The 20,186-nt window shown below is 42.8% G+C and carries 14 protein-coding genes; 3 read left to right on the top strand and 11 right to left on the bottom strand.

From position 1 onward, the window contains the following. Positions 1–436 precede the first annotated feature (436 nt). Entirely contained in the window at positions 437–2,707 is a 2,271-nt protein-coding gene (locus tag ACE38W_RS15615; RefSeq protein WP_375832178.1) for a hypothetical protein, read from the top strand. A gap of 495 nt (positions 2,708–3,202) precedes the next feature. Here the strand turns inward: ACE38W_RS15615 and ACE38W_RS15610 are convergent, their stop codons facing one another. Beyond that, positions 3,203–3,553, bottom strand: coding sequence for an EthD family reductase (locus tag ACE38W_RS15610; protein ID WP_375832177.1), 351 nt, complete (start codon positions 3,551–3,553; stop codon positions 3,203–3,205). Positions 3,554–3,811: 258 nt separating this feature from the next. Between ACE38W_RS15610 and ACE38W_RS15605 the strand changes: the two genes are divergently transcribed. Further along, on the top strand, positions 3,812–4,651 hold the full coding sequence (locus ACE38W_RS15605) for a metallophosphoesterase (RefSeq protein WP_375832176.1): 840 nt from the start codon (positions 3,812–3,814) through the stop codon (positions 4,649–4,651). 82 nt (positions 4,652–4,733) lie between these two features. Here ACE38W_RS15605 and ACE38W_RS15600 read toward each other — a convergent pair whose 3' ends face one another. The 7 genes from ACE38W_RS15600 to ACE38W_RS15570 form a co-directional block, all read right to left on the bottom strand. Continuing rightward, positions 4,734–11,399: an MBG domain-containing protein gene (locus ACE38W_RS15600; protein ID WP_375832175.1), complete on the bottom strand. Its 6,666-nt coding sequence runs from the start codon at positions 11,397–11,399 to the stop codon at positions 4,734–4,736. A gap of 73 nt (positions 11,400–11,472) precedes the next feature. Continuing rightward, complete coding sequence (locus ACE38W_RS15595; RefSeq protein ID WP_375832174.1) at positions 11,473–12,612, bottom strand: ABC transporter substrate-binding protein; 1,140 nt, start codon at positions 12,610–12,612, stop codon at positions 11,473–11,475. A gap of 41 nt (positions 12,613–12,653) precedes the next feature. Continuing rightward, a complete protein-coding gene (locus tag ACE38W_RS15590) occupies positions 12,654–13,235 on the bottom strand; it encodes a phage tail protein (RefSeq protein ID WP_375832173.1) in 582 nt (193 codons plus the stop codon). A gap of 28 nt (positions 13,236–13,263) precedes the next feature. Then, positions 13,264–13,812, bottom strand: coding sequence for a phage tail protein (locus tag ACE38W_RS15585; RefSeq protein WP_375832172.1), 549 nt, complete (start codon positions 13,810–13,812; stop codon positions 13,264–13,266). 16 nt (positions 13,813–13,828) lie between these two features. After that, positions 13,829–14,395 carry a phage tail protein gene (locus tag ACE38W_RS15580; protein ID WP_375832171.1) on the bottom strand — a complete coding sequence of 189 codons (567 nt, stop codon included), beginning with the start codon at positions 14,393–14,395 and terminating at the stop codon, positions 13,829–13,831. 318 nt (positions 14,396–14,713) lie between these two features. Next, positions 14,714–15,142 (bottom strand): VOC family protein, encoded by a 429-nt coding sequence (locus tag ACE38W_RS15575; RefSeq protein WP_375832170.1) that lies wholly within the window; start codon positions 15,140–15,142, stop codon positions 14,714–14,716. 181 nt (positions 15,143–15,323) lie between these two features. Beyond that, positions 15,324–15,860: a hypothetical protein gene (locus tag ACE38W_RS15570; protein ID WP_375832169.1), complete on the bottom strand. Its 537-nt coding sequence runs from the start codon at positions 15,858–15,860 to the stop codon at positions 15,324–15,326. A 198-nt stretch (positions 15,861–16,058) separates the two neighbouring features. Here ACE38W_RS15570 and ACE38W_RS15565 point away from each other — a divergent pair, with 198 nt between their 5' ends. Beyond that, positions 16,059–17,015, top strand: coding sequence for a tetratricopeptide repeat protein (locus tag ACE38W_RS15565; RefSeq protein WP_375832168.1), 957 nt, complete (start codon positions 16,059–16,061; stop codon positions 17,013–17,015). Positions 17,016–17,099: 84 nt separating this feature from the next. Here the strand turns inward: ACE38W_RS15565 and ACE38W_RS15560 are convergent, their stop codons facing one another. The 3 genes from ACE38W_RS15560 to ACE38W_RS15550 all read right to left on the bottom strand — a co-directional run bounded on the left by ACE38W_RS15560 (position 17,100) and on the right by ACE38W_RS15550 (position 20,084). Then, the gene (locus ACE38W_RS15560) at positions 17,100–17,672 is read right to left on the bottom strand and encodes a hypothetical protein (RefSeq protein WP_375832167.1); all 573 of its coding nucleotides are present in this window, start codon (positions 17,670–17,672) and stop codon (positions 17,100–17,102) included. An 83-nt stretch (positions 17,673–17,755) separates the two neighbouring features. Then, on the bottom strand, positions 17,756–19,183 hold the full coding sequence (locus ACE38W_RS15555; protein WP_375832166.1) for a Gfo/Idh/MocA family protein: 1,428 nt from the start codon (positions 19,181–19,183) through the stop codon (positions 17,756–17,758). Positions 19,184–19,355: 172 nt separating this feature from the next. Then, positions 19,356–20,084 (bottom strand): hypothetical protein, encoded by a 729-nt coding sequence (locus ACE38W_RS15550; protein ID WP_375832165.1) that lies wholly within the window; start codon positions 20,082–20,084, stop codon positions 19,356–19,358. Positions 20,085–20,186 lie beyond the last annotated feature (102 nt).

Here is a 20,186-nt window from a genome sequence, read left to right as displayed (position 1 = left end):
CTTTAAAATCCGTGAAAGGTGTCGCTACAACAGCCTTTGAGATAGTCCCAGCGAGATGGAAGAAGAAATCTTACACCCCGTATCTAAACTATAGAGACGGGGGTTTTGTTTTTTAGTCGAGTTCCTTTTGTTGGATCTTGATATTCTAAGCATCCTTTTATAAGGACTACTCAGTGATCAATAAGTTTTAAAAAATCGTACTTGCTTAAACGTAGTTGCAATAATTGACAGGTTGATATCATCTAGTAATGGTATTTTCCCCCCTATCGTAAATCGAATATCCACACATTCAACATTGCCAGACATGCAGGTTGAATTCATTTATATATCAAGAAATAGTCTGAATAAGTCAAAATATTACCGATAATCCTACAGGAAAGCAGTTATATTTGGATATTGCCAATATTATCATTGGCAGTGGTGAACAATGTATTCCATGATGTCTGTAAAAAAAGTCATTGCCTTATTTTTAGGGTTATTTTTTTCCATTACCCTATGGGCTCAATCTGATTTCAGTACTGCCTATTTCAAAGTACATATCAATGATAAGGGATGGATTACCAGTATGAAAAATACTACGGTAATTCCGGCCAGAGAGTTTAGTCCTGTTGATAAGCCTTCACCTGTACTGAGTTTGTATAATAGTCAGAAGAAAACATATTATCTGCCAGTGACAGCCACTTACAACAAAGCAGATAAATCGATTCAACTGCGTTATGATAATGGATCCGTGGCTAAGGTGATTATCTCCCCAAAGAAAAAATATTTAAAATTCACCTTGCAATCACTGGCACCAAGAAATGGTGTGGATGTTATTCAATGGGGATCTTATCATACCAATATTACCAATCTATTAGGTGAAATTATTGGTGCGAGCCGTGATACCAGTGCTGCTGTTAACTATGCCATTGGCATGCTGGCATTAAATGATAATACACTTGGGGGTACTGCTGAAACAGTGGCGGATGCTGCACCATTTCAATATATTATTCATTCACCTGATTCCGCTAGGTATCCTTTGCCAGCCACATTGCATGAGGGACAAGTATTTTCGCTTGGAGGGGATGGAATCAGTGATGTCGCGTTTTATGGACATAAAGAGCCATACTATCGTATCATGTATGGCAATGCTGCAGAGGTGGATGGTAAAGGAAGGATCTCAATAACGTATCAATCACGCGACAGAACCATTGCACGCGAAGTAAATTATTCTCTGATACCACATATGGCCGCCAATACTCCTAATCATATTTCAGTAGAGCCCTTATCTGGTGTAGATTATATCGGTTCTTCCATTGCCTTGTGGGGAAGTCCCGATAGTACTGCATTGATGGATGTAGTACAAAATATTGTGCTGTCCGAAAAATTGCCTTACCCTACTATTAATGGTAAATGGGTAAAAGATCCTACGGCCTTTGTACCAGATGCCATTACCAGCGGTAATTTGAATGATAGCATTATTTCTTATGCTTCCAGGTTGGGGTTTAAGGCCATTAGTCTGTATGATCAGGGCTTTTTAAGGCCAGACCGCGCAAATAATGGATATATCGATGGAAGGAATTTTGAGACGAAACCCATTCATATGACATCCGGGAATTTGTCACATAAGACGTTCTCGGAACTAGCAGCAAAGCATGGTATTATTATAGGACGAACTACTATAACCAATGCATTGGCTCCTGGTACCCTGGATGCAAGTCCTGTACCATCTGATAGTTTATGTTATCAACAAAAACGCTTGCTGACAGTAGAGATCCAGCCGGGTGACACAAATATTGTGATTAACGATCCGAGATACCTGGAAGAAATTGCCAGTTGGGAAGGCCATTGTCCTAATCTTAACATGGTTAAAATCGGTAAGGAGCTGATACATTATCTGGGAGTTTCTAAGGAGGCGCCATTCCGACTCCTGCAGGTGCAACGGGGCTATTGGAATACACATCCCACTTCCCATGCAGCTGGAGATACTGTTTATAAGCTACAGGTAACGGTCAACTATGGCTATGATGGTATTATTCCCAATATGGCACTGCAAAATGAAATAGCCAGGTATTATGCAGATGTTTGTGCTATCAATGGGCTGGGGTATTATGATTTCGATGGACAAGAATTTTTATTTAATAATGGCCACGGGTATTATTCGGCTAAGCGTTTTTTTCGCAAAATGTTTGAAAGAGCGACTGAGCTAGGACTTCCTTCCATTCGTTTTACGGGAGCCACTTTATCAGAAGGCTCCTGGCATTATCAGAGTATCTGGAATGTTGGTGGAGGGAAAAATCTTTATGATGCTACAACAAGAGAATGGGGAAGCACCACCAGCCAGGGTAAAGATCTGCGGGACGTTACCTATGCCAATTATTTCCCCGTAGGTATGGGGGGAAATTTTCCTGTTACATCATCATCTACAGCTGCCGAATATGAGCATATACAGGCCATCTCCGTAGGACTGGGAACTACGTATAGTCTTTACCTAAATCAAAAAGACGTGGAAAGCTGCCCGCAAAAGGACGCTATCTTTAATGTCATCAACACCTGGGAAAGGGCGAGAGCCGCTAATGCATTCCCTCGCTGGGTGAAAGCCGCAATGGCGGACCCAGCTAACTCTTTTCATCTGGAGACTATTGGTACTGATGAGTGGAATTTGTATAAAATAAATAAGGATGGATCGCAGAAACAGTTGTTTACCCGATTAAAAAGCAAGAAATAAAAGTAACAGTGCTTAATATAATTCCTCCGGGATCACAGCATCCAAAAGGCTTCAACATAAATTTGTGCCGCAGCCTTTTGCATTATTCTATTGTCTGAAAATTTAGTAAAGCCTGTAAAAATGTAAGCCGCCAGAGAAGGTAATCAGTACCCATGACTTGGGCGATGTGCTGGAAATAAGTCCCAATACGGTGCAACGTGCTTATGATTTTCTGCCGCAACGTAACATTATCATCAATAAACGCGGTAATGATTTTCATCTAACACATAACAACGATTAATCAATTTGTCTGTAATAGATATTTTCTTAGGTTATCAGTAATTGATAATATAGGATATAAAAAAGGCTAGGATTAGCCAAATTATATAAAAACAAAAAAGCCGTTTCTAATATGGAACGGCTTTTTTGTTTTTACCAGTTTAAGGTAAATCATACAAATGAATATGAAGAATACAATAGATAAACCAGGAATAACTATACATATGCCGCCGTACTTTATACTACGACTTCACTTACAAAAATGATCGGCATACTATCAGTATAGTTTACAAAATCTGCACGAATAGCATCTCTGTTTGGAGTGATAGCCGCCTGGTATTCGCTTAAATTTTTCACGTAATAAGTTCCGATGGCAATAAAAGCCAGTGGCTGATCGGGATTCCCCTCGGGAAGTCCTTTTTCGATAGTAAATCTAACAAGATTCGACCCTAAAATATTCGCCACCATTGGCATATGTCTTGTTTCATAATACTCCATATTGAAGGTTTTGCCTTCGGCATAAGGATACATGACGGATATTTTAATTAAACCTTTTTCGGAATTGTTTTCCTGACTAAATGCAACCATAAAAAAGATTGAAAGTAAGAATGATAAAATTATGAGCTCTTTGGTAAGCCGGTTATAAGGGCCAACTGTATAAACTAAGGCCGGTTAAGGTACATACTTTTATAATTCTACCATAAAAAAATTCTTGTTATCAGCTGGGTGGATGATGGCTATCGTCTCCTTCCCTCTCTTCCCCAATTATATCTTCTCAAATTTATCCACAAAAGCTTTGCCCTCCCATGTTTTGCGCGTATCTTTATCATGTATTCCCTATCACTTATGAACACACGTCGTAGTTTTCTCCGAAACACCTCTCTAGCAGCAGGCTTACTGCTATTCAAATCTCCTTTCCGAGCCATGGCATCTGACCATCCGCATGTAATCAGGCTTTCAGGCGATGATGCGTTACTACATGTACATTATACCAATGATATGCATGGTAATGTATTTAGCGCCCCTACCCCAACCCGGGATCTCCTCGTAGATGCCGGCGACTTTACCGATGGAAGTAATAATAGCACCAGGAACCTGGCTACTATTGCTGCTATGAATAAAGCCGGGTATCATGCCGCTACTATCGGAAACCGGGAACTGGCAGCTGGACAAGCCGCTCTTGCTTCTCTGATCTCTGCCATGAATTTCCAATTGGTGAATTGTAATTATAGATTTACTGATGCACAACTAATTAAAAAAGTAAAGCAGGAAATTATTGTTTACAAAGGCGGACTTAAAATTGGAATTACCGGCGTAGGACCAACGTTGAATAACATCGACGGCGTTACAGTTTTACCTGCCATCGAATCTGCCAATAAAGTAGCCAAACGCCTGAAACAACAAGGTTGCCATACGGTTATCTGCCTTTCCCACCTGGGATTTGATCCAAATGGTGATAAAGCATGTAACATGAACCTTGCCGAAACATCAACAGATATTGACTTTATTGTGGGTGGACATCACCATGGCGTCGATCCGAATATCCAGGTACTCAGAAATGCCGCTGACAAAGAAGTACTGCTGGGACACACAGGCGCAAATGGTAATGTAAAAGGCTCATTGGTTATAAACTTCAATGAAGAAAGGCAAAAACAAACTATCTTGTCCCGCCTTCACCTGGCTTAATATTTTTATTTCATTATAAAAAAAATGGCGCTGTTCTGTAACAGCGCCATTTTTTATTTAGTCGTTATTGTCTACTCCATTATCAGTCATGAATGATGGTGATGAAACCTTTAAAGGTAGGTTTACCAGCACCGAATGTGATGATATAGTAATAGGTACCTTCAGCAAGCATATTACCATTCCATTTATTCATATAGCTGCGTTGCTGGAACACCATTCTGCCTGCACGGTCAAAGATTTTTACTTCGTTATCCGGATAGAGATCAATATTCTTCACAATCCAGTAGTCATTCTTTCCATCACCATTAGGCGTAAGGATGTTAGATGCTTCCAGTTTATAATCATCTTTTACTTCAATATTAATAGCTCCTTCTGCAAAACATCCCTGGCTGGTACCGACAGTAACAGTGTATGTCATGTTCTGTGTTGGACGGGCATTGGTAACGGCTCCTGTTGTGTTGCTAAGGCCTTCTGCTGGCTTCCAGGTATAGGTATCACCACCACTTGCCATCAGCGTAATGGTAGCACCTTTACTGATAATGGTGGCAGATGATGCCTGAATATCCACTACCGGTAACGGATATACGGTTACTGACACCGGTATAGAAGCTTTTTCCTGTCCAGGATAGATGGCATGCACCAGGTACATACCTGAGCTGGTCGCCTGATAGGTTGCTGAAGAAGCACCATTTATTTTTACACCATCCTTATACCATGCATAAGCCGGCGCAGGAGATGCTTTCAGCAACAGACTGGATTTATCACAGAACTGCAATTGGCCATCGGCGGTAATTTCAGGTACCGGATAAGCAGTGACAGTAATCGTTTGTGTTACTGGCGTTGCTGCTTCATAGTTATTATCCCCTTGTTGCGTAACGGTGATAGTGGCTGTACCAGCACTTCCTACCGTGCCGGTATTCCCCGAAACAATGATAACCGTTGCATTATCGCTGTTAATATTTACTGGCAATCCTGAGGAAGCGGTTGCACTAATCGTAAACTGAGGATCTCCTTCATTTTTATCACCAATGGTAGTGAAGGTGATTGTCTGCTTAGCCTTTTTAATAGTTAATTGAGATGCAGTATATGTTACCGTGTAATTGTCATTACCAGGTACCTGCGGATTGATATCATAACTGCCTGTGTTGATGGCTCCCTGTGAGCTACCACCGTAACTTACAGTACCTAATACCACTGGCTGATCATTGTTTACCAGTCCAAGATAGTCCACTCCATTTCCACCACTATATGGCTGTCCGTCGTATACTTTCTCTGCTATATGTGCGGTAACCGTTACGGCTGCCTTGTTTACCAGGAATGACTTATTTATGCCGGTTGCCGGGTCATAGTCGTTGTTACCAACCTGGTTTGCTGCAATCACTACAGTACCCGCGCCAGTGATCGTCACCGTATTTCCGGAAATAGTAGCCGGCCCGCTAACAACACTGAAGCTTACCTGTAAGCCACTGTTACTGGAAGCGCTAAGTGCAAATGGCGCGTCGCCATAGGTTTTATCAGCAGGCTGCGTAAAGGTGATCTGCTGACTATTCCGACTGATGGTTAACTGACCGTTTACCCCGATAATAGTATAGTTAGCGGCACTCATACCACTTACATCTGTGGTAATCGGGTAAACGCCTACAGTACTACCGTTGGAAGCTGTTGTTGCAACTCCCGCACTACCTGTAATTACAGCTGCGGTTTCTCCATTTACATAGCCTGTAATCTGGTAAGTCAAAGCTGGTATCGCCTGATTATACAATACCTGCTTATCATCGGCGGTAACAGTTAACGTTGCCCTGGCCACTGTAAAGCTTTGCTGCACATTGGTGGCTGCAAGATAATTGCCATCTCCATTTTGTATAGCCGTTACCGTTACAACTCCTGCCCCAGTAATGGTGAGTGTCTTACCGCTGATCGTAGCAGGACCGCTCACTGTATAGGTTACCGGAAGCAGGCTGTTGGCAGTAGCGGAGAGATCGAAGGCAGCATCTCCATATGTTTTATTTGTAAGATTATTAAATGTAATCGTCTGATTCGCTTTACCAATCGTGAGCGTACCTTTTATCAGGATGAAATCATAATTAGCTGCACTTAAAGATCCGGAAGTAATATCGATATCATAAGCGCCTGTGTTTGAAGTGGTCGTGGCGATAGTAGATAGCGCAGGCGTACCGCTGACAACAGCAGGAAGGTCGCCATTTACCCAGCCAGTTATAGCGGCATCAAATATTGGGTTAGCCTCGCCATAAGCACGACTAAAATCATTAGCCTTTACCGTTAGCGTAGCTTTTTGCACCGTAATGGTTTTAGATACTGTTGTTGCAGCCTCATAATTCGCATTACCTGCCTGACTTGCTTCTACAATAACATTACCTGCTCCTGTAATGGTCAGCATGTTACCGTTGAGTATTGCCGGGCCGCTTACCAAAGTAATGGTGGTCGGTAAGCCACTGGTGCTGGAAGCACTCAATGCAAATGGCGCATCACCATAAATCTTGCTGGCAGGTGGAGTAAAGGTGATCACCTGTGTAGATTTCCCAATGGTTAACTGACCGTTTACTGCACTAATAGTATAGTTAGGAGCACTCATAGCGCTGACATCTGTAGTTATCGGGTAAACACCCACAGTACTACCATTGGTAGCTGTTGTTGCAACTACCGCACTACCTATAATTACAGCTGCCGTTTCACCATTTACATAGCCTGTAATCTGATAAGTCAAAGTTGGTATTGCCTGATTATACAATACCTGCTTATCATCGGCGGTAACTGTTAACGATGCCTTTGCCACGGTAAAGCTTTGCTGCATATTGGTGGCTGTAAGATAATTACCATCGCCGTTTTGTATAGCCGTTACCGTTATATTACCGGCGCCAGTAATAGTGAGTGTCTTACCGCTGATCACAGCAGGACCGCTCACTGTATAAGTTACCGGAAGCAGGCTGCTGGCAGTAGCGGAGATATCGAAGGCAGCATCTCCATATGTTTTATTTGTAAGATTATTAAATGTAATCGTCTGATTCGCTTTACCAATCGTGAGCGTACCTTTTATCAGGATGAAATCATAATTGGCTGCACTTAAAGATCCGGAAGTAATATCGATATCATAAGCGCCTGTATTAGAAGTGGTCGTGGCGATAGTAGATAGCGCAGGCGTACCGCTGACAACAGCAGGAAGGTCGCCATTTACCCAGCCAGTTATAGCGGCATCAAAAATTGGGTTAGCCTCGCCATAAGCACGACTAAAATCATTAGCCTTTACTGTTAGTATAGCTTTTTGCACCGTAATGGTTTTAGATACTGTTGTTGCAGCATCATAATTCGCATTACCTGCCTGACTTGCTTCTACCACAATATTACCTGCCCCTGTAATGGTCAGCATGTTACCGTTGAGTGTTGCCGGGCCGCTTACCAAAGTAATAGAGGTTGTTAAGCCGCTGGTGCTGGAAGCACTCAATGCAAATGACGCATCACCATAAGTCTTGCTGGCAGGTGGATTAAAGCTGATCACCTGTGTGGCTATTACAATGGTTAACTGACCGTTTGCGCCGCTAATAGTATAGTTAGCAGCGTTCATACCACTTACATCTGTAGTAATCGGGTAAACGCCTACGGGGCTACCATTGATAGCTGTTGTTGCAAGTACCGCGTTACCTGTAATTACGGCTGCTGTTTCACCATTTACAAATCCTGTAACCTGATAAGTCAAAGCTGGTATCGCCTGATTAAATAATCCCTGCTTATCATCGGCGGTAACTGTGAGTGCTGCCTTGGCCACCGTAAAGCTTTGCTGTACATTGGTAGCTGCAAGATAATTAACATCTCCATTTTGTATAGCCGTTACCGTTACTGTTCCGGCGCCAGTAATAGTGAGTGTCTTACCGCTGATCGTAGCAGGACCGCTCACTGTATAAGTCACCGGAAGCAGGCTGCTGGCCGTGGCGGAGAGATCAAAGGCAGCATCTCCATAAGTTTTATTAGTAAGACTGTTAAATGTAATCGTCTGATTTGCTTTGCTGATCGTGAGCGTACCTTTTACTAATCTGAACGTGTAGTTATCCGATGCCAGCGTTCCTGGCGCCACGGTGATATCGTAGGCTCCTGGAGCGGATGTGTTGGTCGCTGCAGTCGCTAATACTGGGCTGCCGGTGATCATGCTAAGGTCGCCTGCATTAACGAGGCTTCCCAGGCTATAAGTGAACGAAGGATTAGCATCACCATAATTGCGGGACGCATTATTGGCAGTGATAATGGCTTCTGCTTTATTAACGATGATATCGAAGGTTACATCTGCCGCAGCATTGTAGTTAGAACCACCTGGCTGGCTGGCGGTAACTTTAATGGTACCTGCACCAATTATTGTAAGCTGGTTTCCACTGATAGCACCTGGCCCACTCACGAGTGTATACGTGATGGCTTGTCCACTGCTGATGGTAGCACCTGGATCAAATGGAGCATCGCCATATTTTTTGATTAATCCTGCCGGCGCGGTGATAACCTGATTTGCTTTAGCAACCGTAAGTACCCCATTAAAAGGATGCAACGTGTAATTGCTATTACCAACACCCGCAATATTGAGCGTTATTGGGTATGTGCCTACAGGACTAGCGGCAGTAGCGCCATAGGTGACTGTTGGCTGCTGGCTGAATATTGCAGGGTTGTCATTGAATGCGAATCCGGACCATTCAATATTTGGAGTAACTGGGTTGGCAGTATTGTATTCCCTTGTAGTATCGCGGGCATGTACCTGCAAATCTTTAGGATTTATGACAACGTTTGCTGAAACCATATCCGAAGGAAGGTAAGCTCTTGACGCTAACGTTTGTGCATGTACTGAAATCGAGCCAGTACCTTTCGCAAAGAGGGAATCACCTGAAATGACGGTGACAGCGGGATTATCACTTGTATACAACACAACCCCATCGCTATTGGTGGTGACATGCAGTTGTACCTTATCGCCATAGGTAAGTCCCAATGCCGCAAATGCAATCGTTGGCTTCTGGGCCTGGTATTCATAGGCTCCCAGGTCAATGATACTATTATTAATCCTTACAGAGTCAGCGAGATCCATATTACCTACATTAATGCCGGTAGTATTTGTGGCAGGATCTCCCCTATTGATGATTCGGCTACTGCTATCGAGTCGAAGATCACCGGTAGTTATATTAACAAATTTAACAGTGACAGCAGGTTCTTGTCCGGCTGGTGTATATAAAATATTATCTATCAGCGTATACTTAATCGTAAAGTTGTTATTGATGGTATTAGCCAACTTATTATTACTGATAATACAGTTGGTTGCGGTGACATTAGTGTTGGAAGTTATCAGACCATTGTTGTTACCTGCGATGGTAATATTCTGTAGGTTCAAGGTTCCATCAGACTGTATGGCCGTTCCGTTGCCATAAAATGCGGTATTCTTAGTGATAAGTGATGCTGATGGGGACACAACTATGCCACTGCCATTACCCATAAAACGTGTATTGGTTACCGTTACATTGGCGTAAGACAGTATGTTAATGGCGTTCAAGGCAGCACCAGTAAATATGAGATTGTCGAGTTGTATATTGGTTGCATAGGCAGGTACTCCTAACCAGGTGTTTGTATTGGGGGTTCCGCCAATGTCCGTAGCGTTCAGTGTAATGCCATTCAGTTTTGTATCGTCGTTGCCGACGTCTCCACTCAGGATTACCGGATTCCGGGAAGGTTGTCTGGCAGCGAGTGTAGCATCTCCACCAGTTTTAAATCCGCCGTAAATGCTTACACCAGTTGGAATTATGCACATTGCTCCGCTAGCACCTGTCAGGTAGGTTCCTTTAGCTACCCAGATCTGTTTAATCGGGCTACCGCTTTCATTAGCTACTGTCAATGCATCACGTAGTTCTTTTACAGGTGCAGCCCAGGAGCTGCCATCTCCGGGTGTTGTCGTATTTATATCTACATACACAATGCCATTAGCATCCGGGTTCACTACCACAAGGTCGCAGGGTGCGGTGGTACTGAGGTTAAAGGAGGCAGGAAAGCTGGTAGATTGCGTGTAATCTTTATTCCAGTTTGTAGAATCTGTAAGTAAAGTTCTCAAACCCGCGGAACTGCCTACCACTTTTAAACAATTATATCTCCCATTGACAGCATATATGCTGGGAAATTTTAGTGTAGCCGTTTCCGTTGGCTTCGCTGATTTGGAGGAAGTCAGCATACAGGGATCAAAACTGGTTTCCCAGGTCTTCTTGTTTATGTTGACACCTGCCAGTAATTGCAGGCTGGCGGATGGGTCTCCATTGGAGCTCAAATACGCAAATAACTGATCACCAGCCAAACCCAGACTTACATAGGTGGATGCCTTTAGTTTGGTGGCAGTAACAGCAGTAACAGTACCAATAGTAGCACTTGGGCTGTATTTAGACTTTATCACTATCTGTTTACCTGGTGGGAGGTCATAATTGGGAGATACCCATTTTATTATACCATCTGATTGGGCGCCATTGCCTGTGCCACAGTTAAGATTCTGGAAACTGCTGCCATTGTAAAGCCCCAGGTCAGTGAAATAGATGGTAGTATTGGCCGGACATTTTTTCAGCATCACAAAGGAGAATACATCATTCTGCGTACTCCCGTTTACGTTATCATCAAAAATATTGAAGCCGGTAAATACTAGGTCTCCGGCTGCCAATTGTGCCTTGGTGGTAACAGCAAGGCAAAGCATAAATAAGGTAAGAATAAACTTTGGTATAGAGCGCTTCATACGATCATTGAAAGTCTTTGGGATAAAAAATGATCGGTTGTTCGATCAGATTGCTATGATTATCTCCAGGTGCCTAAGCACAAGGATAGGAATTCAGCCAGTGCGCGGTGACAACGCCTTTAACTTCTTCTACTAATTGATTCCATGACGGTAAAATATCGTCTATGGCATTTTCTACATTTACATGAAGATGTTGGTCTGTATTGGCAAACCAAATAGGCGCCAGTGTATGATGTGTGTCTTTATCGAATTGTAAAGCTCCTCGCGGAGAATCAATATGCATCATTTCCAGGCTACTTATAACAGCCCCAGGATTAAATTGATGCGCACTCGCATTCCGCAGGATAAATTCCAGTAATTGTCCGGTAGTCCACCCCAGCATGGTAAAGCTGTTGATATTTCTATTGATCTCTTTTCGGCAGGTTTCCAGGAATAACTTATTCGCAGGAAGGTCTATGCCCGCTGCCCAGGGAGTATAACCCTGAAGGCTAAACGGTAAATTCAATGCACCATATGCAGCAGGAAGAGCATCATCCAGCATGAATGGTCCTGCATAGATATTCAGACCAGGTATCTTTGACTCCGATAACAATTTCAGGAAATGGTGGGCAAGATCTCCGTTAAACAGTGATAGTAAGGAGGATACAGAGGGGTTATTATGCAGAAAATCGATCAGCGGGCTGATATCAAATTCTGCAATTTTATACTTTGATATATAGTTATACTGTATCATTCCTTCTGCCCTGGTATAGCCTTCCATGAGGCTATGGCTTATCGGAAACCCTGCATCAAAGAAGGAACTGGTAAATGCTGCCGCTTTTGTTTGCTGCGCAGCAAAGGCTCCTGTGTATTTGCAACAGAGTTGATGATGTAAGGTATGGGAAATAGTATTGGGATGGGGCTCCCATGGGTGCAGATAACGTGCGCCCGGATGAACCATGATAAGGAGTTTATTGGCAGCACGGGCAAGGTTGGCTACCTGGAGCATAGTCTCCTGATCTGCATATGCAATCAGTACATCTACGCCTTGTTCCAGCAATAGCTGCTCCGCATGTTGCTGCACCGTTGAAGTGTCGGTGCCGAAACCAATATTTGCAGTTACTATCTCAATTTCCGCATTACAGGATTTCAGGTAAGTTTGGCAACCCGCGAGCAGATCATACTGTAATACCGGATGAAATGTCGATCGGGGTAATAATATTCCTGTTTTCATGCTGTTTTATGTAGAGCTATAATCAAAGTGCTGAGTGATATTTACGTTTGAGAAGGGAAAATACCAAACAAAGAAATAATGAAATTAATAGCCACGTATGGTTGCATAATTTCGAAAGGCTGCGAGCCTCCGCTACCATCAACTGTCAGCATTGTAGTATTGGTGCCAATTGTAACCTGGGGCGCCACGTTCAGGTTACCCGTATAACCAGTAGCAGGGCTGTTGGTATACTGTTGTTGTCCTGGAATAATGGCAGGATAATTATTATCAGGTAGCTTTTGCGATGCAGGATTTTCACCATAGGCCGGAATGAAAACAGATCCATTTAGCTTATGTTGGTGAGAGGGCATCTGAGCGTTGACTAGTGTGACAGTTTCAGCGCCTGTTCGTTCTGCAAGGCTAAATGTCAGAGCATTTAAGGTGCCTGCATGCATAGCAGCAACACCCTGGAGGTTGGGTAATCCAAACGTAGCCTCTCCGTCACCGCCATAGTAGGTACCAATGACCTGAAACAATGGTTCATACTCCGAAATAGGCAGTAACTGTCCTGCACAAAATTGCCAACCGGCGGGAGCAAAATTCCCCGCAAATATTCTGATCTCTCCTATGAAAGGTTGAGCCATTACTGGTGGTTTGTAGTTTTAATTTATATTATCCTCTTGCTGGAAATACGCCCTGCATTGCGATACAGCACATAACGGTCACGCCTGGTTGTAAATTATTAATTGCCGCGTTCTGTCCAGTTGTATCCAGCATCAAGTTAGATACCACCGGCATGGTATTCGAATTTTGGTCGGTACCATACACATTCACACCGGTGGCCGTTCCCAGCATGCCATCTACCGGGCTGCTTGTATTTGCAGCACCACCGGCAGGTAAACTTAACGGTGTATATTTTACATCGTGCGCATGGTAGGGAATTTGGGAAGGCGTTAAGGTTATATTTTCGGTTCCACCGATCTGACCTAAATCGAATATAGAGCCTGTCTGGCTCTGACCCGCACCTATCATAGTGCGGCCCTGCAAATTAGGAAGCCCGAAATTGCTGGTACCATTACCTCCATAGGTTGTACCTAAAAGAGAAAATAAGGCAGTGTTAGCAGAAATGGGTAGTAGTTGCCCATCGCATGCTGCCCAGCCTTTTGGAACAAAATTACCGGCAAATAGCATGATTTCTGCCACGAATGGAGTAGTTGCCATAAAAAAAATAATTTAATCAGGTTTGGCTTGGATATACGCCTTGCAGTGCGATAATGTATGTAAGCGCAAGTGTTGGCATCATATTATTGTAAGGCAACGTTGCTCGTAAAGCGTTGCCTCCAGTAGCAGAACTGATGATATCTGCTCCTGCAAGATCTGTCGGCGAAAAGGTCATCATTTGCTCATCTTTGACAGCACTGTAATGAGGTGTGGCCGCCGGTGCTGGTGCAGGCAAGGCTCCCACAGGGGATGCAGCAGTAGCTGTACTCGCAACAGGTAGTGTAATAGTGCCTGTAACCGGATGACCGTGACTTGGTAATTGGGATGATGTTAAGGTATTTGTGAAACTACCCGAAAGCTCTCCCAGAAAATGGCCATTCCCCTGATGCAAGGGTATTCTGCATTGAAAATTCGGTAATGCAAAATTTGTTTGACCATTACCACCATAAGTAGTGCCGAGAATAGAGAATAGCGCCTGATTCTGATTTATTGGTAATAGTTGTCCATTGCACAAAGCCCAGCCCTTCGGGGCAAAATTGAAGGATACAATGCATATTTCTCCTAAGTAAGGTAGGTCAGGCATATGTAGGTAAAATAATTGGTACGGGGATAATGTTATTTCATAAATATAAGCCTGTAAAGCTATATAAATAATTGGATAACTTCCAAGTTTTCTTGTTTTTGGTACTAAAAATAATCGTGAATGGGTTGGTTGTTGGGGAAAGCAATTGTAAAAATAACCAGTTATGGAAAGGGTTTCGAGAGGAATGCAATAATACGCTTTTGTAAAGCAGTTGAAATACCGACATAGGAAATAAAGCGAGACACCAGGACTATTACAGTCCCGTTACTTCTGTGAGCCCCGCTTTTTTGAAGGGAATGTTAAGCGTTCATTTGTCTATTATGACTCCGGGTCATATTCCACAATCCATTCGATGCCGTATTTATCTCTAAAACAACCAAAATAAGAACCCCATGGACTATCACCAATAGGTCCTTCAATTTGCCCTCCTGCAGAAAGTCCAATAAACAATTTATCCGCTTCTTCCTTACTGTCGGTACTTACTACAATTTTACTTCTGTTCTCGTTTTCATTTGTTCTGCCCATAATTTCCGGGACATCGTTGGCTATCAACCTATTCATCTTACCGATAGGTAAGGCAATGTGTAAAATCTTATTTTCTTCTTTTTCCGATACTGGAAAATCAGGACCGGCAATGTCTTTGAAACGAATGACTTTTGTGAACTCTCCGCCAAATACTGATTTGTAAAAGGTAAATGCTTCTTCGGCATTGCCGTTGAAGTTAATCTGTGGATTGATCAGTGCCATAGTTATTACAATTATTTTAGGGCCCAAACTTACCGCTTACCTACAAAATAAATACGGTGTAATTGCGTCAAAAAAGAGGCAGATTTGTCAGTTTTCGTTTACTGTGTCAACAATACAAAATGGGGATAGAAGATCTGCCCACAATAACCAATTTCTTTTAGCGACATAACGTAGCAATCTGTTATTGATCTTTACGTTTAAATTTAAGCCATTTGGACTGTCTTGCTGGCCTTATCTGTTGAATATGAAACATTCTAAGAAAAATTGAAATTGTTATAGTACCAATGATTGTCAAAATGCAATTCACCTTCGGTTCCTCCGTTGTTGCATTATGGATCAGTAGCAACCATAATGCATAAGTAAGCCACAAATACATCACTACTAAACATAACCACTCCGCCCTATTTGCACGTTTAATATCCTGCTCATTGTAGTTGATTTTTACTTCACCATTTATTACTTGTAAGTATCCGCGTTTGTACAGGTACTTAATATCTTTCCTTCGAAAATTATTCGCTCTCTTAAAAACTTGCAGCGCAGTAAGGTCTTCTTCAGATGCGGTAAAACCCATTTTTGATTTAATCCTATCACTCGTATTCTCAAAAGCAATAAACTCATCCCAATATGGGCTTGTCTGTGTATGCCTGCCCAAAATCTTTCCCGCAAATTCAAATACGGCTCTAGCTAATGTTAAAATCTCGTTTAGATAATTTGACATGATCTATGGATTTATTCAAATCGAAATTCGTTCATTTAATTTGATCAAACCTTTATTCATTCTTAATAAAAATGGCATAACAAACTTATCTTGGTAGCAATACCTTTCGAAATACATTTCACCATACTTCTCAACACTAATACTGGTAAAGTATTGAGTTATAAAAACCCTATATTAGCACAAGTATATTTTCTATCTATGAAATCATTTATCCTTGGTATACTGCTGATAACAGCACTATCCACGTACGCGCAGCAAAACGGGAATCCTCCTCTTTCAAAATTCGATCAGGCCATAGAAATGTATGATGCCGGAAAGTACAACGAGGCATTATCGCTGGCGAATCAACTATTGACAAGTAATATGGTCAGCGCAAAACTTTTTGACCTGAAAGGCGAAATTTTCCTGGCTTTGGGTGAGGTAGATTCCGCGTTGCTAAACTATAAAGCGGGGCTGAAGCTAACGCCAGCCGACCCTATGATCTATTTCCATCGTGCGTTTGCCTATTGCAGGTCACAAAAGTATGAGGAGAGTATAGCGGATTACAACACAGCCATAAAGTATGTAAATAGTGATTCTGCCAAATATGCTATCATCGCCAACAGAGGAATGGCGCATATGATTAGTGGCAATCTCCCGGAAGCTTATACAGACTATAAAATGATACTTGAATTCGATTCTACGGACGTTACTTCCATGGTGGCAATGGGTTCTGTACTTAGAAAATTAGGTAAAAACAACGAAGCTACTTACTACTACGAAAAAGCTGTTCGCCTGGCCCCAAATGAAATTCTTACTGTCGGAGATTTAGGATTTCATCTTATGAGCCTGGGTGATTATAAAGGAGCCATCAAACAATACATCAAAGTACTTGAAATAGATCCTAATAATGCAATCGCCTATAATAACATGGGACATGCTAAATATCAGCTGAAAGATTTGAAAAGCGCGTTGCAAGATATCCAACGATCTTTATCGCTAGACCCGGAAAACGCCTACGCTTACCGGAACAGGGCTTTGGTATACCTGGCCATGAAAAAGCCTGGCTGGGCCTGTGAAGATCTTCATCACGCTATTAAGCTTGGTTATACAGCGATGTACGGAAAAGATGTAGAACAATTAATCGAAAAGCATTGCGTGCCAAAAGGCTTTTGAGGCAAATGTTTTTATTCTCCACTAAAACCTATAAACCCAACGGCTACACGCAATTCTATCAAGAACATTTATTATAGTCCCAACTTATGTCATCCTTGCCTGCCAATGATCATCACCCCAGTTTTTATATAGCTGATCATAGCTGTTAAGATGTAATGGTGGATCATTAGGGTCATATATCAGTATAAGGCCGCGTACCAGCTCAAATATGTTATCGCAGATATCATCATAATCCTGCGGCCAATCCCAACGTATACGAAAGATACGATCTCTGTTTTCTGCCCGGGTACCTACATAGAGACCTCCTCCCATACCAATTTCCCCGATTCTGAAAAAACCATATTCCTGCCACTCTACTTCGTTGATGATACTTTTATGCGCTGATAACGAATATGCCAAAGTATTAAGGGTCAGGTGTAACCTGTTTTCCATATCATCGTATAATGGCATGTAAGCAATATCTCCCGCATAGTGGTGCCTCTCCTCGCCGGGCACAAAGTATTTTTCAGTGCTTGGTGGGTAATCCTCCAGGTGAAAAGTAGATACAAATAACTTGTATAGTGACGGTAGCTCAATATTATATTGTGCCTCTAATGCTGCAATGTCAAGGCCGGCATCATATCTGCGTGTCTTAAATAATTCGAAGCCTGCTTTCATAGAATTCTTCGTATAGGGATAAAAGTAAGGTATCAAATGTAAAAACTTTTGATACAAAAAAAGGGGCCATCGGCCCCTTTTCCTTAAACTTTATAGTACTGCTCCCAGCCCTTCCGTGGCGGAGGACCTACCAGCAATTCATTTGCATGTTTATTATTCGTAATGATCTTTTTCTCACGATCGAACTGTAATTTTTCTCCTGTCCACTGCGCCAGTACTCCCAGGCAGAAAACCTGACTTAACGGACCTGCAATTGCAAACGGAGAACGTGTTTGCTCTTCTCCTTTACAAGCCAGCAGGAAGTTCTTAAAGTGGTTCGATGGACTTTCCGGCACTACCGGCAGTTTACCTGCCATTTCTTTCGCTTTCTCTTCCGGGATGATAGAGAGTGTACTACCATGAGAGCCTCCTTTAAATGTAAGTTCCTTACTATAGATAATCTTACCTGGATTCAGTTTGGAAGGTGCGATAGGGCCGTTACTTGGCGGCGGAATATTAGGATCCAGTCCTGATACGCCATAGCCGGCAGGGATTGGGGGCAGGTTGTCTACGCCGTCGTACCAGGTGATATCCAGTGCTGGCATATTTCCACGCTTAGGGAATTTAAATGCCAGTGTGGAAGACATTGGATAGAAAAAGTTATTATGACCAGTGAGCTTTATAGGATCAACTTCGTAAGGTAGGCCCAGGTCCAGAAACTGGTGTGCAGTATCAATGATATGCGCGCCCCAGTCGCCCAATGCGCCCATCCCAAAATCGAACCAGCAGCGCCACTGTCCATTTACGAAATCTTTATTATAGGAGTGTCCTTGCGTTGCCATCTGCCAGATATTCCAGTCGAGGGTGGCAGGCGCCTGTTCTGCAGGCGGGAACGCGGTGATATTCGGATTCCAGCCATGCCAGCGGCGCGGCGAGTTCATATGCGCGGTGATGGCAGTTACATCTTTAATAATACCAGCTTCTGTCCAGGCCTTGAACTGGAAGTAATTAGCCTCAGAATGCCCCTGGTTGCCCATTTGGGTCACCACTTTAGGATGCTTGCGGGCAGCCTTCATCATCAGTTCTACTTCGTTGAAAGTGCGGGCCATTGGCTTTTCTACGTATACGTGTTTACCAAGACCAATCGCCATCATCGTGATAGGGAAATGTGAGAAGTCGGGCACGCCAATAGATACAGCATCTATCTGATTACCCATTTTATCGAACAGCTGACGGAAATCCTGGAAACGAGGTACATCCGGGAACATTTTCATTACGTCCAGGGTGTGCGGTGCGCCCATATCTACGTCGCAAAGCGCAACAACATTCGCTAAACCTGTCTTGTAGAGCGCCTGGGCAATTTCTCCTCCCCTGTTGCCTATACCTATGAAGGCAATATTTACTTTTCCGTTTGGCCCGATCCTACGGGTATATGGCTTCGCTGCGGCCAGCAGCAGTCCCGGAGTAGCCGTCGCCAGTGTGGCCAGGGCCGCCTGTTTCAAGAAGCTCCTTCTGGAATTATTGTAATTCATCGCGTGGTTTATTGGTTGCTCCACCCAAAATATAAAAACGGCTTTGCAATCGAAAGCATAAACCCAAAAAACTTGAAAACTTTACATGAATGGTAAATGTGCAAGGGGGATTGCAGGCATGACCATGCACTCTTTTTCCAGCTCCCCCATTGATACAGGCAGATAATTACTACTATTTAACGAGGTACGCATGATACTCCCTGGATAAGTGCGTGCCTACCCTAAAAAAAAAGTTCACGTTATCATGGAGGTATTCCATGTCCAACAGTGCCGGATTGAAATAGGCCGAGAGTTCAGCTGCAGCGTGATTGCTCCAATCTGTTCCCTTAAGAGCATGCTTACCTTTGTCAGCGGTAGTATAGGTAAAAGGAAATAAAAACTCCTTTTGAACAGATAACTTGCCAGCCTTGATTTCTGCAGTGGAGGCATTGATAAGAGTATGGATAGCAGCATCTCCAGCCACTGCCAGACATGTACTTTTCTTAATGCCCTTCCCTTCCATAAATAAAACTTCTGTTACCGTTAAATTACCTCCAACCTGCGCCAATCCATCATTTTGATCTGGATAACGCGTCCACATATTACGGGTCAGGACATCTCCTGTTACCATCCCTTCAAAAAAACTCAATACTTTGACCCGTACATTTCCCAATACTATCGGTTGAGATAAAACGAGATCCTCCTGTTCATGTACATATTTATAATATGTACCCCAATAGATCTCATCCAGCAAGTTTAAACTATCAGTTTCAATATCACCTTCATGCACAGGAAAAAGCAACGCGTCGAACTTTGATGGATTTTTAGCCTTTTCGTATAGGGCTGCCAGTTTGTTGCCAGCGGGTAACTGATGCTTTAAATCTTTATAGGAAATTACTTTTAGCTTACTTTCTTGAATCATCTGTGGGCGTCTAAAATAGTATATAGATATAGGTATCGGAGGTAGACGTCAAATATAGGACTTTTAAGTAATTACATTTCGTCAAACAAAACCTGCAATTCG

Origin of the sequence: Chitinophaga sp. Hz27, from assembly GCF_042263525.1 — a bacterium.
In the GTDB taxonomy this organism is placed as follows: domain Bacteria; phylum Bacteroidota; class Bacteroidia; order Chitinophagales; family Chitinophagaceae; genus Chitinophaga.
Note: the sequence above shows the minus strand (reverse complement) of the source record. Positions and strands in the feature narration are given on the sequence as shown.

Coding starts and splice junctions, on each gene's coding strand:
- ACE38W_RS15565 (WP_375832168.1), top strand. CDS start 16,059: ATGAAATCATTTATCCTTGGTATACTGCTGATAACAGCACTATCCACG.
- ACE38W_RS15550 (WP_375832165.1), bottom strand. CDS start 20,084: ATGATTCAAGAAAGTAAGCTAAAAGTAATTTCCTATAAAGATTTAAAG.
- ACE38W_RS15555 (WP_375832166.1), bottom strand. CDS start 19,183: ATGAATTACAATAATTCCAGAAGGAGCTTCTTGAAACAGGCGGCCCTG.
- ACE38W_RS15560 (WP_375832167.1), bottom strand. CDS start 17,672: ATGAAAGCAGGCTTCGAATTATTTAAGACACGCAGATATGATGCCGGC.
- ACE38W_RS15590 (WP_375832173.1), bottom strand. CDS start 13,235: ATGGCTCAACCTTTCATAGGAGAGATCAGAATATTTGCGGGGAATTTT.
- ACE38W_RS15615 (WP_375832178.1), top strand. CDS start 437: ATGATGTCTGTAAAAAAAGTCATTGCCTTATTTTTAGGGTTATTTTTT.
- ACE38W_RS15595 (WP_375832174.1), bottom strand. CDS start 12,612: ATGAAAACAGGAATATTATTACCCCGATCGACATTTCATCCGGTATTA.
- ACE38W_RS15600 (WP_375832175.1), bottom strand. CDS start 11,399: ATGAAGCGCTCTATACCAAAGTTTATTCTTACCTTATTTATGCTTTGC.
- ACE38W_RS15585 (WP_375832172.1), bottom strand. CDS start 13,812: ATGGCAACTACTCCATTCGTGGCAGAAATCATGCTATTTGCCGGTAAT.
- ACE38W_RS15570 (WP_375832169.1), bottom strand. CDS start 15,860: ATGTCAAATTATCTAAACGAGATTTTAACATTAGCTAGAGCCGTATTT.
- ACE38W_RS15605 (WP_375832176.1), top strand. CDS start 3,812: ATGAACACACGTCGTAGTTTTCTCCGAAACACCTCTCTAGCAGCAGGC.
- ACE38W_RS15610 (WP_375832177.1), bottom strand. CDS start 3,553: ATGGTTGCATTTAGTCAGGAAAACAATTCCGAAAAAGGTTTAATTAAA.
- ACE38W_RS15575 (WP_375832170.1), bottom strand. CDS start 15,142: ATGGCACTGATCAATCCACAGATTAACTTCAACGGCAATGCCGAAGAA.
- ACE38W_RS15580 (WP_375832171.1), bottom strand. CDS start 14,395: ATGCCTGACCTACCTTACTTAGGAGAAATATGCATTGTATCCTTCAAT.